Consider the following 17191-nt stretch of genomic DNA (forward strand, 5'->3'; position numbering starts at 1 on the left):
ACTTGAATAACGCAATCAGGCCGCTGGATTCATGTGCGATATGCTCTTTTTAATTTATTTAGCATGACAGAACGATTCGAATTCTTGTGTCCATTTACGCACCATAACGAAAGAGCCGCCGAGGTGACCATGTCAGACAGCACTCAACACTGGTTCGAACGCAATCGTCCGCCGCGTGTGCAGATCACGTACGACGTCGAGACCGGCAATGCAATCGAAAAGAAGGAACTGCCGCTCGTGGTTGGCGTAATGGCCGATCTCTCGGGCAACAAGACCTTGCCTAAAATGACCGAGCGCCGCTTCGTCGATATCGATCGCGACAACTTCAACGACGTCATGAAATCGATCTCGCCGCGTCTTGCGCTGCAGGTCGACAATACGCTCGCCACGGACGGCAGCAAGATGAACGTCGAGCTCAATTTCAAGAATATCGACGATTTCGATCCGGTCGCTCTCGTGCAGCAGATTGCACCGCTCAAGCAGCTGTACGACGCCCGCTTGCGCCTGCGCGACCTGCTCACCAAGCTCGACGGCAACGACGAGCTCGACAAACTGCTGCAGGACGTCGTGCATAACACGCAGGGACTCACCGAAATCCGCGCCGCGCACCCGGCCGAAGCACCGGTGGCGCAATTGCCCTCGCCCGAAGGCAAGCCTGACGCCGCCGCTGGCGCGAATCCCGAGAACAACCCCGAACCGTCCGGCGATCAACCGGCCGCCTGAGTCCCTTCCCCAAGGAAAACATCATGTCCGATATTCAGGCTGCCGCCCCTGCGGCGCAGGCGGAACCGCTCTCGCTGCTCGACCAGATCGTGCACGAAGGCCGCATGGCCCATGACGAAGAACAGCAGAAGCACGCGCGCGAATTGCTGGCCGAATTCGCTCTTCAGGTGCTGGACAAGAAAATGACGATCAGCCGCGATACCGTCGCGATGATCAACGATCACATCAAGCGTATCGACGAGCTGATCAGCAGGCAACTCAACAAGGTGCTGCATCACCCCGACTTCCAGGCGCTCGAATCGTCGTGGCGCGGGCTGCACTATCTGGTGAAGAACTCGGAAACCAGCTCGCGTCTGAAGCTACGTCTGCTCGACGCATCGAAAAAAGACCTGCAGAACGATCTGGAAAAAGCGGTCGATGTCGATACGAGCGCGCTCTTCAAGAAGATCTACGAAGAGGAGTACGGCACGTTCGGCGGCCATCCGTTCAGCGTGCTGATCGGCGATTACTATTTCACGCGCCAGACGCCCGACATCAGCCTCCTCGAAAAACTCGCGGCGGTGGCCGCAGCCGCGCACGCACCGTTTATTTCGGCTGCGCACGCGCAGTTGTTCGACATGGCCAGCTTCACGGAACTCGGCGTGCCGCGCGATCTCTCGAAGGTGTTCGAAACCATCGATATGGCGCGCTGGCGTGAATTCCGCAAGAGCGAGGATTCGCGTTACGTCGCGCTCACGCTGCCGCATATCCTGATGCGCCGCCCCTATCATCCGGTCAGCAATCCCGTCGACGGAATGGACTTCGTTGAAGACGTGGACGGCACCGATCACGCTAAATACCTTTGGGGCAACGCCGCCTACGCGCTGGGCCAGCGCATCACCAACGCGTTCGCGCAACATAGCTGGTGCGCTGCGATTCGCGGCGTGGAAGGCGGCGGCGCGGTAGAGAAGCTGCCCGATCACATCTTCCAGACCGCGGCAGGCGACAAGGCCATGAAGTGCCCGACCGAAGTGGCGATCACCGACCGCCGCGAAAAGGAACTGGACGCGCTCGGCTTCATCGCGCTCGTGCACAAGAAGAACGAAGGGCTTGCGGTGTTCTTCGGCGGCCAGACGGCGAATCGTCCGACTGCCTACAACACGGCGGAGGCCAACGCCAACGCACGCATTTCGGCGATGCTGCCGTATGTGCTCGCGGCTTCGCGTTTCGCGCACTATATCAAGGTGATCATGCGCGACAAGGTCGGCAGCTTCATGACGCGCGATAATGTGCGCGCGTACCTGAACACCTGGATCGCTGACTACGTCCTCGTGAACGATAACGCGCCGCAGGAAATCAAGGCGCAGTATCCGCTGCGCGAAGCGCGCATCGACGTGACGGAAGTACCGGGCAAGCCCGGCGCGTATCGTGCGACGGTATTCCTGCGCCCGCACTTCCAGCTCGAGGAACTGACCGCTTCGATCCGGCTCGTTGCGAGCCTGCCGCCGCCGGCCGCGGCGTAATCCGGGGGCGGCGCATCCGCCGCCTCGCGCACTCCCCATTGACGACGACGCGCGCCTCATACGGCGCGCGCGCTCACACACGCTTCAGGAGCCCTGAAACATGGATTCGATCATTCTCGATCTCGGCAGCGACATCAAAGGCGAAAGCACGATCGAAGGCTATACCGACAAGATCGAACTGATGTCGTATAGCCACAATGTCGCGATGCAGGTCACCAACGACGTGAGCAACTCCGAGCGCACCTCGGGCAAGCCGCACGTCGGTGAATTCACCGTGACGAAATTCATCGACGTGGCCACACCCACGCTCAACGAATATTGCTGCGGCGGCAAGGCGATCGCCACGGCAACGGTCATCGTGGGCCGCAACGCAGCGGAGAGCGACGGCAAGATCATGCCGTTCATCACCTACACGCTGAGCAACGTGATCATCAGCAACGTGAGCGTGTCGGGCGGCGCGGGCGGCAAGCCGGTCGAAACGCTGTCGCTGAACTTCACGAAGATCAAGTGGGAAATGACCACGCAGAAGGATGACGGCTCGAAGGAAGGCACCGCCGCGTCCACGTGGGACATGGCCGCCAACAAGCTCGCGAAGTAAGCGCGAGCGATAAGCACTAGCAATAAGCGCTAGCAATAAGCACGACGCCCGATGCCGCCACTGCGCCCGCCCCCTTTCGTCGCACCGATGCCGCTGTTCGAGCGTCTCGCCGACGACGCGCCGTTCGACGCGCACGAACGCACGCACGCCTTGGCGGCGCGTATGCTCGACGCCCAGGGCCTGCGCGATTCGGTGCGCGCCGAACTGCTGCGTCTGCTCAACACGCGGCGCGGCCGCAGCAGTCCCGACGCCGCAGACGTCCTGCACTACGGCCTGCCCGACTGGAGCGCTCTGAGCGCGGCGCGCGCGGGCGACCGCGGCACGCTCGAACGTGACGTGGCGCAGGCCATCCGCGCGTTCGAGCCGCGCCTGGCCGCACCGCGCGTGACAATCGAGCCCGACGCCGACGCCCCCTGGCGCCTGTGTCTGCGCATCGGCGGATTGCTGCGTGGGCATGACGGCGCGCAGCAACCCGCCCGCTTTATCGTGCGTTTCGACGCTGACAGCCACACGCCCGGAATCGTCGATGAATGACTCCATCGATGCGCTGCTGCTCGATTATTACCAGCGCGAATTGACCTATCTGCGGCGCGCGAGCGAAGGTTTCGCCGCGCGCTATCCCAAGATCGCGCGCCGGCTCGAACTCGGTCCCGGCGAGTGCGCCGATCCGCACGTCGAACGCCTCATCGAAAGTTTCGCGGTTCTTACTGCGCGCATCCAGCGCACGCTCGACGATGAATACTCGACGCTCACCGACGGTCTGCTCGAACAGCTTTACCCCTATGCATCGCGGCCCGTGCCGTCGATGACTATCGTGCAGTTCGAACCGGATGCGAGCCAAGGCAGTCTCGCGAGCGGTTATGCCGTGCCGCGCGCGACGCCGCTCATGCATATCGATGCGAACGGTTACACGATTCACTGGCGCACGGCCATGGACGTCACGCTCTGGCCGCTCGCGATCGTCGATGCACAAGTGCTCGACGCCGAGGAAAGCCAGGCGCTCACGGGCGACGCGCGGCTGCAATCCGCGCTGCGCCTGAGCGTGCGTTCAACCGGCGCGGTTGCGCCTGGCGCGCTGCCCATCGAGCGCCTGCGCGTGCGCCTGACCGGCTCGCCCGTGAACGTCGCCGCGCTCTACGATCTGCTCGCGGCCCACACCGAGGCGCTGTGGTTGACGGACCCCGACGGCCGCGTGCAGCGCCTGCACGGCCGCCCGCAGCCAATGGGTTTCGACGAGGATCACGCGCTGCTACCGCTCGAAGACGGTGCGCATCCGGCCTGCCGTCTGCTGGTCGAATACTTCGCCTTTCCAGAGAAGTTCGCCTTCTTCGATCTGCCGTTCGCCCCGCAAGAACTGGGCGTCGGCCAAAGCGACACGGTCGATCTGCTGATCGGCTTCACGGTCGCGCCCGAGGGTCGGCTCACCGTGCATGCGGAAGATTTCGCACTCGGCTGCGCGCCGGCGATCAATCTGTTCGCCCGCACCTCCGAGCCGGTGCGGCCCGACGCCACGCAACGCGAGCATCGCATCAGCCCCGACGCGCACCGCGAAGCGAGCACGGAAATCTACGCGGTGCGCGCGCTGCGCAGCGTAAGCGGACGTGAAGTCGCGGAGGTGCCGCCCTGGTACGGCGCGCATCACGGCGACGCGTCGAGCGTCTACTGGCACGCGCGGCGCGTAAGCGGCCTGCACACAAGCCGTCCGGGCAGCGACATGATGCTGACCTTCGTCGATACGCGTTTCGATCCATCCGATGCGCCCGCGCGCACGCTGACCGCCGATCTCCTCTGCACCAACCGCGAACTGGCTCAGGCGTTAGAGCCGGGCGCGCTGCTGTCGTTCGAAGTGCCGGGGCCGGTGGCCGCCGTGCGCATCGCGCATCGGCCCACGCGTCAGATTACGGCAACACTCGACGGCAGCTCGCGCTGGCGTCTGATCTCGCAGTTGATGCTCAACCATGTGTCGCTGGTCGAAGGCCCGCACGCGTTGCAGACGTTGCGCGAGATGCTGGTGCTGCACAACCTCGGCGCGAGCGCGGCGGCGCAGCGGCAGATCGCGGGCATCCAGGCGCTTGCGGGCGAGCCGGTAGTCGCGCATGTCGGCGCGGACCGCTGGCGCGGCTGGCGCAACGGGCTGGGCGTGCGGCTCGAACTGGGACGCGAAGGCTTCGTCGGCGCAAGTCCCGTGCTGTTTTCGGGCGTGCTTGCGCACTTCTTCTCGCTCTACGCGAGCGTCAACCGTTTTGTCCAGACCGCGCTCGTGCGTGACGGAAGGGAGATCCATCTATGGCGGCCGATGACGGGCAGCCCGCTCGTACTCTAGCGCAGCAGCTTTACGCGCAGCCGCACGCGTTCGAGTTCGCGCAGGCCGTGCGTCTGCTCGAACTGCTGCGCCCGGATGCGACACCGCTTGGCACCGGGCTCGACCCACGCCGCGAAGCGTTGATGCTCAGCGGCACGCTCTCGCCCGCGTTTCCGGCCAGCGCGATCGGACCGCTGCGCGAGCGCGCACCGCGCTCTCTGGCGCTCGACGATGATTTCCGCGAGCTTCATGCCAATTCCGATGTCGATTGCGATGTCGATTCTCATGCCGCGCCCCGCTCCGATCACCTGCCGCAACTCCAGGTGAACGCATTCGCGCTGGGCGGCCCGAACGGTCCGCTGCCGGGCGCCTGGCAGGAATGGATTCAGGACCGCCTGCGCCGCAAGGACACCTCGGCGCTAGCCTTCCTCGATCTGTTCCAGCACCGTCTGCTCGCCTTGCTCTATCGCGCCCAGCGCAAGTACCGCAGCGCCGATCCGTATCCGCTTTACTCGCGGCGGGCCGCCGATCCCATGCTGCGCGCGATCACCGGCCTCGCCTGGCATCGCGACGACGAAACGCCGACAGGCGAGGCTCAATCCGCTGATAACGACACAGACTCTGGCAATCACTCCGACCGCGACATCATCCTGCGCGCCGTACTTGCGCGCGCTGGCATGTTCGCCAACCAGCGGCGCTCGCTCGCGGGCTTCGACGCGATGCTGCGCCATCACTTCGGCATCGATGCGCGCTCGACGCCGTTTGTCGGCGGCTGGCGCACCCTGCCGGCCGCGAGCCGCACGACAGTCGGCCATGCGGGCCGCAACCGCAAGCTGGGCGCGGGGGCGATTGTCGGCACACGCGTGTGGGACGAGCATCGCGGCATCCGCGTGACGATCGGGCCGCTTGCGCGCGCGCAGTATGAAGCGTTCCTGCCCGGCGGCGACTCTCACGGCGCATTTCAGGCGCTAGCCGATGCCTGGTTCGGCGCGGAGCTTTATGTGCACGTCGAATTGCGACTCGCGGTGGGGCAACTCGCGCCAGCCCGCCTGTCACGCGCGGCGCCACCGCGGCTCGGCTGGACCGCCTGGGCGGGCGCGGGCGACACCGCGCCTGCGCGACTCACGCGGCTTGCTCCTGCAGCGGCCGCGCGTTCCGCCAACGCAGCGCCGGGATGACGATGGATCTCAAGACGCTGATGGCGCGCCTCGAGCGCGAACCGCGCGACGCACTCGAACGGGCGACGCAGCACTGCCTGCGCGAGACACACTTCGTGGTCGAAATCGAGCACTGGCTCGCCGCGCTACTGGAAACACCCAACGGCGAACTAGCCGCCGTGTTGCCGCATTTCGGGCTTGAACGCACGGCACCCACTGCCGAGCTGCACAGCGCCCTCGCCCGCCTGCCGCGCGGCAATCAAGGCACGCCCACGCTCTCATCCGATCTGCTGGTGTGGCTGCAAGACGCGCTCGTGCAAGCCAATGTGGTCCTGCAACGGCCCAATGTCAGCGCCGCCGTGCTGCTGATCGCCCTGCTCGATAACGACCACCTGCGCGCACGCACGACGCTAGGTGCGCCTTCGCTATTGCGTGTGGCGAGCGCGTCGTTGCGCAGCAACCTGGCCGCATGGATACCGGCGAATGCTGCAAATACGCCCGCCATGCCCGCGAACGTCGCTGCGCCGCTCGACGCGCCCGCGACCGGGACTCCGCGCGCGCAGGAATCGCCCGCCCTCTCCGTACTCGATCAGTACACCATCGACCTGACCGGCGAAGCTCGCGCGGGACGCATCGACCCGATCGTCGGGCGCACCGCCGAAATCCGCCTGGCCGTCGATATCCTGCTGCGGCGGCGACAGAACAATCCGCTGCTGGTGGGTGCGCCCGGCGTGGGCAAGACGGCGATCGTCGAGGGTCTCGCGCTGCGCATCGCGGCGGGCGACGTGCCGCCGCCGCTCGCGGGCGTCACGCTGCGCGTGCTCGATCTGGCGCTGTTGCAGGCGGGTGCGAGCGTCAAGGGCGAGTTCGAGCACCGCCTGCGCGCCGTGATCGACGAAGTACGGCGCGCGCCCGCGCCCGTGATTCTCTTCATCGACGAAGCGCACACGATGATCGGCGCCGGCGGTGCGGAAGGCGGCAGCGACGCGGCAAACCTGCTCAAACCCGCGCTCGCACGCGGCGAACTGCGCACGATCGCCGCCACTACGTGGCTTGAATACAAGAAGTATTTCGAACGCGATCCGGCGCTCGCGCGGCGCTTCCAGCTCGTGCAGATCGAAGCGCCCGACGAAGCCACTGCCATCGGCATGCTGCGCGCGCTGGCGCCGCGCTTCGAGGCCCATCACGGCGTCACGCTGCTCGACGCTGCGATCGTCGATGCGGTTAAACTCTCGCACCGATATATTTCGGATCGCCAACTACCTGACAAAGCGATCGCCGTTCTCGATACGGCCTGTGCACGCGTTGCGCTCGCGCAGCACGACGTCCCGGTGCAACTCGAAAGCGCGCGCCAGCGCGAGCGCGCATTGCGCGACGAGCTTCTGCGTCTGCGGGCGGAAATGGTGCTGGGTGCGCACCACACGCAGCGCGTCGCCGCGCTCGAAGCGGAACACACGCGCAACGCGGCACGGGTGCGCGAGCTGGAAACGCGCTGGCGCGACGAAGCGGCTGCGGTACGCGAGATTCTTGCGGTGCGCGCGCGGCTGGCCGCGCATGATCTGGTCGAGTCGCATCGCCCAACGCCCCAACCCACAGCCGATGAAAGCGCCGATGCGCTTGAAGATCTGGCCGCCGAACTTGCGCGCCTCGAAAGTGGCCTTGATGCGATCCGCGACGACGATCCCATGGTGCCGGTATGCGTCGATTCGAAGACCGTGGCTGCGGTCATCGCGGGCTGGACCGGCATCCCGGTCGGCAAGATGCTCGCCGATGAAGTGCACGCCGTTCGCACGCTGGAAACGCGGCTCGCGCAGCGCATCGTCGGACAGGACGCGGCTCTGGAGCGCATCGCGCGGCGCATACGCGCGTGGCGCGCGGGTCTGGCCGATCCGCTGCGCCCGGTTGGCGTGTTCCTGCTGGTTGGCCCGACTGGCGTGGGCAAAACCGAAACGGCCTATGCGCTTGCCGACGCGCTCTATGGCGGCGAGCGCAATCTCATCGTGATCGATCTCGCGGCCTATCAGGAAGCACACACGGTTTCGCAGTTGCGCGGCGCACCGCCCGGTTACGTGGGGCACGCGGCGGGCGGCATCCTGACCGAAGCCGTGCGGCGCCGACCGTACAGCGTCGTGCTGCTCGACGAAATCGAAAAAGCCCACGCCGATGTGCTCGAAGCGTTCTACAACGTATTCGACAAAGGCGTGATGGAGGACGGCACGGGTCTGGTGGTCGATTTCCGCAATACCGTGATTCTGGCGACCAGCAACGTCGGCGCCGAATTGATGCTGAAGACGCGACCCAGCGCGCTCGCCAGCGAAAGTTTTAACCGCGAGTTGCGTGAAACGCTGCTGCACGCGTTTCGCCCGGCGTTCCTTGCGCGCATGACCGCCGTGCCCTACGTCGCGCTCGACGATCCGGCCTTGCGCATCATCATAGAAAAGAAGCTTGAACAGTTGCGCGTGCGCTATCGCGATGCGACCGGCAAGCAGTTTGCGTTCGATACCGGGATCATCGACGCTGTGCTTGCGCGTTGCCGCAGTTCGGGCGCACGCGAAATCGACAACGTATTGATGAACGAGCTTGTCGGCACGTTGGCCCAATGGGCACTCGAATGACCTGCGCACACTCTACGACTCCTTCAACACGCTCTCTTTCTTGCTCATGGACCGACCGCCCCTGACCGACACCGATACACGCATTGAACTGGGCGGGAGTGCCTTCACCGGCCTGTTCGCCGCGCAGGTCACGGTGGACGAGCGCATCGGCGCGCCCGCAGAAATAAGCGTACGTGCGCTGGGCGCGATGGCGCCGCCCGCGCCTGGCGGCATGCCCGGCCAGCACGCGACATTGAAATTCGCGTGGGGCGAGAACGCGCGGCTTGTCGATGCAGTCTGCACGCGCGCCGCGCAACTGCCCTCAACCGTGGACGCGAGCCATTTTGCATTGACGCTGCGTTCGTGGCTCTGGCTACTCACGCTGGCGCAGAACAACCGCATATTCCAGAACAAGACAGCCGCCCAAATCATCGAAGCGGTGTTCGCTGGCCACAGCATGACGGAGTACACGTTATCGCTTACAGGCACACCCGTCGCGCGCGAATGGTGTGTGCAATACGGCGAAAGCGACTTCGCATTTGTGAGCCGTCTGTGCGAAGAAGAAGGCTGGTTTTACTTTTTTCGCCATCAAGACGGCGTACACACGCTCGTGATTGCCGATAACAACGACGCTTTTGCGACGCTGCCTGGCGCAGCAACACTGAGTTGCGCCCCGCTCGCGGGCCACGCGGGCAGTTGGCGTGAAAGTGGCCAGATCCTCTATTGCGAAATCGTCGAACAAACCGCAGCCGGGACTTTTTCCCATGGCGATTACGCGTGGCAAACGCCAGCCGCACAACTGTATTCGCAGGCGCAGTCCGTGCAGAGCGATTTTGCCGTGTACGAATATCCGGGCCGCTTCGCAACCAGCGACGTTGCTTCGACACTCGCCAAACAACGCGTGGACGCCTTGCGCGCGAGCACGCGCCTGCTCACCGGCGAAAGCGACTGCCGCGCACTCACGCCGGGCTATCGATTTACGTTGTCGGGCCATGAATCGTCGGACGCGAATATCGAATGGGTTGTGGCCAGCGTCGTGCATGAAGCCGACCATACGAGCTATCGTAATCGCTTTGAAGCCTTTCCAGCATCGGTCAATTACCGCGCACCACGCACCACGCGCCGCCCGTTCATGCCGACACAGACCGCCACTGTCGTCGGCAAAAGCGGCGAGGAATTGTGGACCGACCAGTACGGACGCGTAAAAGTGCAATTCCATTGGGACCGCGAAGGTAAGCTCGACGAGCAGAGTTCATGCTGGATTCGCGTCGCGCAACCTTGGGCAAGCAAGGGTTTCGGCATGCAGTTCATGCCGCGCATCGGTGACGAAGTGGTTGTGAGCTTTATCGACGGCGACGCCGACCGGCCGCTCATTACGAGCAGCGTCTATAACGGCGCAAATCTTCCGCCCTACGCGCTGCCTGACAATCAGACGCAATCCGGTCTGAAAAGCAGTAGCTCGCCGGGCGGCGCTGGGTTCAATGAGTTGCGTTTCGAGGACAAAAAAGATAACGAAGAGGTCTTCCTGCAAGCGCAAAAAAATTTCTACGTGAATGTACTGAACGATGCGAGCGCAACGATTGGACACGACGAAACACGCACCGTGAAACATGCGCGCAGCCATACGATCCAGGAAAGCGACGACACGCTCACGATCGAAAAGGGTAATCGCAGTATGACGGTGCAAACCGGTGGCGAGACCATCGACGTAAAAGGCACGCGCACGGTCAAAGCCGGTGGCGATGAAACACGCACGGTCGGCGGTGCGCTCAAACAGACCGTGACGGGCGACATGACGCTGACGATCGACGGCAATCTCACCATCAAGGTGGGCGGCTCGCTGTCCATTCAAAGCACCGGTTCGTATGCGGCGAAAAGCGACGCGTCCATGACGCACCAGGCCGCGATGTCGCTGACGAACGAGGCCGGCACCGCGCTCACCAACAAGTCGAGCGGTACGCTGTCGAACGAGGCGCAAAGTCTGACGAACAAGGGCAGCGTCGAGCAGACCGTGGACGGAGGCGCGATGCTCACGGTCAAGGGCGGCATCGTCAAGCTCAATTGAGGACATACGATGGAAAAACTCCAGCCGATTACCGTTGAACGCGACGACGCACGCGTGGCGGGCGCGACGCTTGGTGGCGCATTGCATGGCACCGTGCGCGTGGAAACTGAAGGCCGCACCACGGCGATCCTGAGTTACGCGCGCGGCGTGCTGAATGGCCCAGCGACGTACTTCAATGCGCAAGGCACGCCATCGGCGCAAGTGCATCACCACGCGGGCAAGCTGGAAGGAAAAGCGCGCTTTTACTTTGCCGACGGATGCCTGCAACGCGAGGCGCATTACGCACAAGGTCAGTTGCACGGCACGTGCCGGACGTGGCTCATGGACGGCACACTGCTTGAAGAAGCTCACTATCGGCACGGCAAGTTACAGGGCCTGTTGCAACGCTTTCATCCCAATGGGCAGCTTGCGCTGAGGCAGCCGTATGCGAGCGGCAAACCGCTCGAACACGCAGAGCGCTATAGCGACGACGGTCGCGTGATCGGTGCAAACGGCAAGCCGGTGCCGCGCTGGAAGCAATGGTGGGACGGCGAGGCCACCGGCACAGGTCAGCCATCGAACGGGACGGCCTGATGCAGGCGCAATTCGACGAGATGAATTCATGAGCTGTCCGCAGGTTTGCTCGGGCGCGACGCTCCAATGCTCGTTCGGCGCTGCGCCTGGCGTGCTCAATGTCCTGCCAGTGAATCGCGTGATGGCAGGCGCAATGCCGGCGGCCACGGTCATGGACAATGTGCCGATTCTGAATATCGCGCCCTTTGCGATGTGCCAAAGTCCATCGAATCCGGCCGTGATTGCGGCGACGGCCGCAGCGCTTGGGGTATTGACACCGATGCCTTGCTTGCCTGCAATCGCGGCTCCATGGATTCCGGGCGGAGCACCCACCGTACTGATCGGCTCGATGCCTGCCCTCGATGTGAGCGCCACGCTTGTCTGCATGTGGGGAGGCGTGATCAAAGTCGTACAACCGGGCCAGATGACAGTCCTGGTGCCTTAACCCCTTTTTGACGTCCGCTCAACATTTTTCTGGAACTTCCATGCCACTGCTTTTGCATGAAAAAGGTCTGTATTTTGCGCATTCGCTTGCGGCGTTGACTGGCAAGCCCGTCGCTATCTACGTCGAGTCAAATGGCGTTAAAGCTGGCGCAATCAACACCGCGACGGATGGCTATCAGATCCGTACTGCGCTGGTGAATCTTCTGCGCAACGGCAAGTGCGGGCGCCAGGGCTTGATATGTCTGAGCTACGAACCGGGAGAACTCGACCGGGGCATGTTCCAGATGAATTCGGTATCGGGAGGCCTTTTTTGGGCGACTACTTCGCAGATCTATAAAGCAACCGTCGCTTCGTTCGTATGGACCGCCGCCCCGGTTCAGTACTCCGACAATGCCCGCGCGTGGGTGACGTCCAGTGCGAGCAACCGAGTGGTCATGGCCAATACCTGGCTGAGTACGAACAGGCTGGACGGCAAGGCGGTGGTTTCGCCCATGGTCTCGACCGAAGTCAGCGACATGGTCGGCCAACTGGTGCGTGAATACACGCCTCCAGCATTGACCGCGGTACCAGACCTTACCGGTACGCCGTCGGGCTATCGACCGACACCATTGAGCGATGCAATCCTGATGACGCTGGCTTACGCGATCGTGCGCGTCTCCTGGTCAGAAGGTGCGATCAGGCACGCTGGCCATAGCACCCATTCTGAAGAAACCGGCGGCCACAATATTGGCTGCGTCATGATCGACGGAACGGGAAAGATCTTTGGTTGGGGACGCAACATGACAGCGGTGGGGCCAAGCCTGCACGGCGAAACGATGGCAATTCTGACCCACCAGCGAACCAACGGCGGCCCATTGCCAGAAGGCACGCGAATTTATTCCACGTTGAAACCTTGCTATATGTGTGCTGGCACTATCGTTACCGCGGCGCCTGATTGCACCGTCATATATGGTCAGGACGACGTGAACATCACGAATAGCGCACTGGATCGACGTGTGAACAACTGCAGCAATACCACGCGTGTGCACGAGACGACCGGGCCTGAATTGCTGAACATCCAGGGTAACCAGTCTACGACAGGCAGTCTCGCGACCGAAGACGCTCGTAGACTGATGGGCGACGCACTGGAGGAGTTCTTCCAAATCGGCGCCAATATTCCGCCGCATCGCTTTGAAAGCGATCTGTGGATACAAGCGATGGATTTGCTGAGCGCCATCAGCCCGTTTGCGAAGACTCTTTACGGCTATTACCTCAAAGGTCTTGCAACGTAGACAGAGGTCGGTGCGATGCCATGATTGGAATGTGTGCGTAGTGAATGGTCTAATATCCACAAGGCCCGGCATAGGTCGCTCGCGGGTGAACCGGATTTGCCGTACGAAGTGGGGCGTACTTCTGCTCAATCCATCGGTGTGCCGGCTCTCTATGTTCGGCGCGACCGGCAACTTGTGCCGACAATCGGTTGTCACGCGGTAACGGCGCTTGTGGCGGCCTCGAATACCGTTGATGCTCATTAACCGCTCTACCCGCGCTTTGCCGGTCGGCATCAACGTGCCAACGTGGAGAATACCGGGTATTTCCAGGTAACCGGAGGTATCAGATGAACCGTGAGGCAGTGGGTGTAGATATCACCAAGTCGGTGTTTCAATCGCACTAAATCGACCAGGAGAGCGGCGAGATAGTGAAGAAGGCTGTCAAACGCGCGAAGTTTCTCGAGCATCTTGCGAATCGCACGCCGTGCCTGATCGGTATGGAAGCCTGTGGCGGTGCGCCTCACTGGGCAAGGCAACTCACGAAGATGGGGCATCAGGTGCAACCGATGCCGGCAGAGTTCGTGAAGGCGTTCAACATACGTAACAAGAACGACGCGGCTGATGCAAGGGCAATTTGGCTTGCTGTACACCAGCCCGGCAAGCCGGTTGCGGTGAAGACTGAAATGCAGCAGGCAATGCTGGCACTACACCGGATGCGCCAGCAGCTCATAAAGTTTCGCACGAGATTGCCCGAAACCCTGGCTCGACTGCATTTCGTCGTATTTGCCGTGCTTATGCTTGTCCACTTCGCAGCCCTTAATACAAGTGCCTGACATGCTCCAGGTGATGTTTGCCATGCATCACGCACCGCGCTGAAGAAATCTTTAGATCGATGCGGGCAAGCACTTATGAAGCAGGCATTCGTGCCGATACATTTCAAAATTGCCGTGCCCTAATCTTAGCCTGTCGCTCACGCCCGAATATGGAACCGATGTATGTCCCACACTGCCAGTAACGCCCTCACGCCCACCGACGACGCCCGCGCCAATTTCCGCCAGGCCTTGGCGCATCTCCCGGCAGCGGTCAATGTCATCACCACGGATGGCCCGCTTGGCCGCTGTGGCATCACAGCTAGCGCGGTGTGTTCCGTGACCGATGCGCCACCCACCGTGCTGGTTTGCCTGAATCGTTCGAGCACGATGCATTCGGCGTTCGAAGGCAACCGGCGCGTCTGCATCAACGTCTTGCCCGGTGAGCATGAAGACCTGGCAAAGCATTTTGCCGGCATCACGACACTGCCAATGCAAGCGCGCTTCGCATTGCCGGGCTGGCTCCATGGCGACTCCGACGTTCCCGTGCTGCGCGACGCGCTCGCGAGCATTGAAGGCAACATCGTCGAGATGAAGGAAGTCGGTTCGCATTCGGTTATGTTCGTGGAAGCCACGCGCATTCGCGTGCGCCAAGATGGTGACGGTCTGGTGTATTTCAGCCGGAATTTTCATCGCATCTCGCGCGCGATGGCGGCTTGAGCGATTTATCGCCGATTGAGCAAACGAAAAAAGCGCCATTCAGGACGCTTCAGATTGCTGACCAACTCCACGTTTTCCTGGAGCGTGGGGTTTTTCTTTTTCTGGCGCCGGCCAGAAGCGTCCAGTTCATCGCAAGCGCAACGCAGCGGCGCAGACGAACCACTATGCGTTGCAGAACACACCGGTAGCGTCCCTGCAGGCCAGATGGCCCTGCCTTCGCCTTCTTCGCGAGCAGCAGCGCGATCTTCTTGATGTTCTGCGCGGCCGCAGCCAGCAGGCACTGCTCCGCCACCTTGCGCAAGCCCCGCATCCTCGCATAGCGATGCCCGTGCAAATGCCTGGCGTCCGCGAAGCTGCGCTCCACCGCTTCCTTGCGCCGCGCATAAATGCGCTTGCCCCAGTCAGTCAGGCTGCGCGCCCGCACGTGCTCTTTGGCCCGCTCCCAGACGGGGCGCACCATTACCTTCACCGCGTTGGCGCTTTTCGTGCATTTCGGGCGCACCCCGCAGCGCCGGCAGATGTCAGGGTTCGACCTGTACTCCCGGTAGCCCTCGCGGTTGGTCGTGCTGTAGCGCGGCACAAGACCCTGCGGGCAGCCATATTCGTCACGGTAGGCGTCGTACCCGTACTCGCGCTTGTAGAACATCCCCGGCTCGTGATTCGGCGTGCGGTAGCCCATTACCCCGGGGATGTTGCGATCCTTCAGCCCCTGGCACACCGCGGGTGTGAAGTACCCCGCATCCAGACCCACCGCCTGCACCTCGAAGCCAAAGTGCTTGCGCTGCCGCTCCAGCCGCGCCAGATACGGCTGGCTGTCATGCACCGAGCCCGTTGTCACAGGCGTGTCGGTGATGATCGCGTGCTTCGCATCCACCGTGCGGTGATCCAGATAGAAGAAGCCCCCGGACTTGTCGTCGCAAACCATGTATCCGCTGTCCGGATCGGCGCGGCTGACCTTGATCTCTTTGGTCTGCGCCGTGGACGTGCCGCTGCCGCATCCAGTTCGGCCAGATACGCAGACGGTGTCTGCTGAACCTGCACCGCATCGAACCGGTTGCGGTTGGCGTCGGCCTTCAGGTGCGTGCTGTCTGTATAAAGCACCCGGCCGTCCACCATGCCGTGGCCCATCGCCTGGCGCACGATCGCATCGAAGATCTCCTGATACACCGTGGCCGCCGGTTCCGGGAGAACGTGGAGGCATCGGGCACCTTGTCGGTGAGACGAAAGCGTGCGAACCACCGGTAGGCCACGTTGACCTGCACCTCGCGCATGAGCTGGCGCTCGCTGCGCACCCCATACAGGTAGCCGATGAACAGCAGCTTGAACATGACCACCGGATCGAGCGCCGGCCGTTGTCCGCGCAGTACAGGTGCGCGACCTTCTCGCGGATGAATTCGAAATCCACGGCCGCCTCGATCCTGCGCAGCAGGTGGTCCTTCGGCACGAGTTCCTCGAGCGTGACCATCTCGAGTTCGTGCTGGGTGGGGGCCGGTTTCTTGAGCATGACGCTCATTAAACAACAAGGCCCAGGGTAGGACCCTGGGCTTTATCAGCAATCTGAAGCACCGCATTTTGCGGCGCATTTTTTGTTTGTCATGCAAAGAACGTCTTACGCAGCGTATGCGCGTAATTCTTCCTTCAACGCCATCTCCGAACCGTGCGTTGTCGTTCAATTCCAGAAGCGCGTTTGCGGGAACGACATCGTATTCGGCAAGCTATCCGTGCCCGCCATCGGGAAACGCGTTTTCAAGCACGTTTGTGAGAGCGTGGATAAGGCTATCCACATCGCGCTCAACTGCGTGTGCGGCCCGCATGTCCGGCAATGCCGCCAGCGTGCGTTGGCAAACCGCATCGACTAACTTCGACCGATTTCGACCCATTGCGCCTGCTGCTGAGTCAATTGCACCAGCGCGAACTGATCAAGCGCTTGTGCATTCAGCGCCGCTACGCTCCAGCATCAGCGCCTTGCCGCCTTCCGGTCCTTTCCATGGCGAGTCGCAGAAACCACGCGCCATTCGACGCCATCATATTGCGTTGCCAGCGCAGCGCGCTCTTTTGAGTTCGCCGTCATCGGCGTCGAGGCCTGGCGCGTCGAGGCAGCGCCCCCTTCGTGAATGCTATGCGCAAGCGTCACGGTTTCGCGCTTGCTGGAAACTGCAAAAGCCTGCTGTCCGGTCAATTCGTTCAGCAGGCTTTTGTCGTGATTGTATTTGCTGACTATCGTGACGACAGGCGGATCGTCATCGGCGATCAATCGCAGGCGCGCCAGATCGTCCGGCGCAATCGGGCGGTAACGCATGAATCTCGCGCGCGGCTTGACCGCGCAGGTCACTGGACACCGTTGTCTCCTCCCGTGCGAGCGGCGGCGCGCGGACGGCTAACGATCTGGTTGTCGCGGCCTTGCAGCAGCGGCGTCAACGTGATGTCGAATTCGATGTGTTTGTAGGCATCGGCCTTGAGGCCAAGCGCCGCGCC

General features: G+C 62.6%; 13 protein-coding genes and 3 pseudogenes. 13 read left to right on the forward strand and 3 right to left on the reverse strand.

What is annotated here, in order from left to right:
- Positions 1-129 precede the first annotated feature (129 nt).
- The 11 genes from tssB (at position 130) to F4827_RS15955 (ending at position 13208) form a co-directional block, all read left to right on the forward strand.
- Positions 130-723 (forward strand): type VI secretion system contractile sheath small subunit, encoded by a 594-nt coding sequence (gene tssB / locus F4827_RS15905; protein WP_183724892.1) that lies wholly within the window; start codon positions 130-132, stop codon positions 721-723.
- Positions 724-746: 23 nt separating this feature from the next.
- Positions 747-2225: a type VI secretion system contractile sheath large subunit gene (tssC, locus tag F4827_RS15910; protein ID WP_183724893.1), complete on the forward strand. Its 1479-nt coding sequence runs from the start codon at positions 747-749 to the stop codon at positions 2223-2225.
- A gap of 100 nt (positions 2226-2325) precedes the next feature.
- The gene (locus tag F4827_RS15915) at positions 2326-2823 is read left to right on the forward strand and encodes an Hcp family type VI secretion system effector (RefSeq protein ID WP_183724894.1); all 498 of its coding nucleotides are present in this window, start codon (positions 2326-2328) and stop codon (positions 2821-2823) included.
- Between the two features lie 51 nt (positions 2824-2874).
- Positions 2875-3357, forward strand: coding sequence for a type VI secretion system baseplate subunit TssE (gene tssE, locus F4827_RS15920; RefSeq protein WP_183724895.1), 483 nt, complete (start codon positions 2875-2877; stop codon positions 3355-3357).
- Positions 3350-5146 (forward strand): type VI secretion system baseplate subunit TssF, encoded by a 1797-nt coding sequence (gene tssF / locus F4827_RS15925; protein ID WP_183724896.1) that lies wholly within the window; start codon positions 3350-3352, stop codon positions 5144-5146. Before tssE ends, tssF begins: the two co-directional genes overlap by 8 nt.
- Entirely contained in the window at positions 5110-6303 is a 1194-nt protein-coding gene (tssG, locus tag F4827_RS15930; protein WP_183724897.1) for a type VI secretion system baseplate subunit TssG, read from the forward strand. Before tssF ends, tssG begins: the two co-directional genes overlap by 37 nt.
- A complete protein-coding gene (gene tssH, locus F4827_RS15935; RefSeq protein WP_221303699.1) occupies positions 6300-8897 on the forward strand; it encodes a type VI secretion system ATPase TssH in 2598 nt (865 codons plus the stop codon). The genes tssG and tssH overlap by 4 nt, the downstream gene beginning before the upstream one ends.
- Before the next feature lie 46 nt (positions 8898-8943).
- Positions 8944-10941, forward strand: coding sequence for a type VI secretion system Vgr family protein (locus tag F4827_RS15940; protein ID WP_183724898.1), 1998 nt, complete (start codon positions 8944-8946; stop codon positions 10939-10941).
- Positions 10942-10950: 9 nt separating this feature from the next.
- The gene (locus tag F4827_RS15945; protein ID WP_183724899.1) at positions 10951-11514 is read left to right on the forward strand and encodes a toxin-antitoxin system YwqK family antitoxin; all 564 of its coding nucleotides are present in this window, start codon (positions 10951-10953) and stop codon (positions 11512-11514) included.
- Positions 11515-11542: 28 nt separating this feature from the next.
- Entirely contained in the window at positions 11543-11938 is a 396-nt protein-coding gene (locus tag F4827_RS15950; protein WP_183724900.1) for a DUF4280 domain-containing protein, read from the forward strand.
- A gap of 40 nt (positions 11939-11978) precedes the next feature.
- A complete protein-coding gene (locus tag F4827_RS15955) occupies positions 11979-13208 on the forward strand; it encodes a Bd3614 family nucleic acid deaminase (RefSeq protein ID WP_183724901.1) in 1230 nt (409 codons plus the stop codon).
- A 141-nt stretch (positions 13209-13349) separates the two neighbouring features.
- On the opposite strand, the pseudogene F4827_RS15960 reads toward F4827_RS15955, so the two are convergent.
- Positions 13350-13478 (reverse strand): annotated as a pseudogene (locus tag F4827_RS15960) (IS3 family transposase); the annotation flags it as partial.
- Between the two features lie 113 nt (positions 13479-13591).
- On the opposite strand from F4827_RS15960, the pseudogene F4827_RS15965 reads away from it, so the two are divergent.
- Both F4827_RS15965 and F4827_RS15970 read left to right on the forward strand, forming a co-directional pair.
- Positions 13592-13930: pseudogene (locus F4827_RS15965) on the forward strand (transposase); the annotation flags it as partial.
- Between the two features lie 252 nt (positions 13931-14182).
- A complete protein-coding gene (locus tag F4827_RS15970; protein WP_183724902.1) occupies positions 14183-14716 on the forward strand; it encodes a flavin reductase in 534 nt (177 codons plus the stop codon).
- Positions 14717-14765: 49 nt separating this feature from the next.
- On the opposite strand, the pseudogene F4827_RS15975 reads toward F4827_RS15970, so the two are convergent.
- Both F4827_RS15975 and F4827_RS15980 read right to left on the reverse strand, forming a co-directional pair.
- Positions 14766-16220 (reverse strand): annotated as a pseudogene (locus F4827_RS15975) (transposase).
- Positions 16221-16673: 453 nt separating this feature from the next.
- A complete protein-coding gene (locus tag F4827_RS15980; protein ID WP_183724903.1) occupies positions 16674-17015 on the reverse strand; it encodes a hypothetical protein in 342 nt (113 codons plus the stop codon).
- Positions 17016-17191 lie beyond the last annotated feature (176 nt).

The organism is Paraburkholderia bannensis (assembly GCF_014200455.1).
Taxonomy (GTDB): domain Bacteria; phylum Pseudomonadota; class Gammaproteobacteria; order Burkholderiales; family Burkholderiaceae; genus Paraburkholderia; species Paraburkholderia bannensis_A.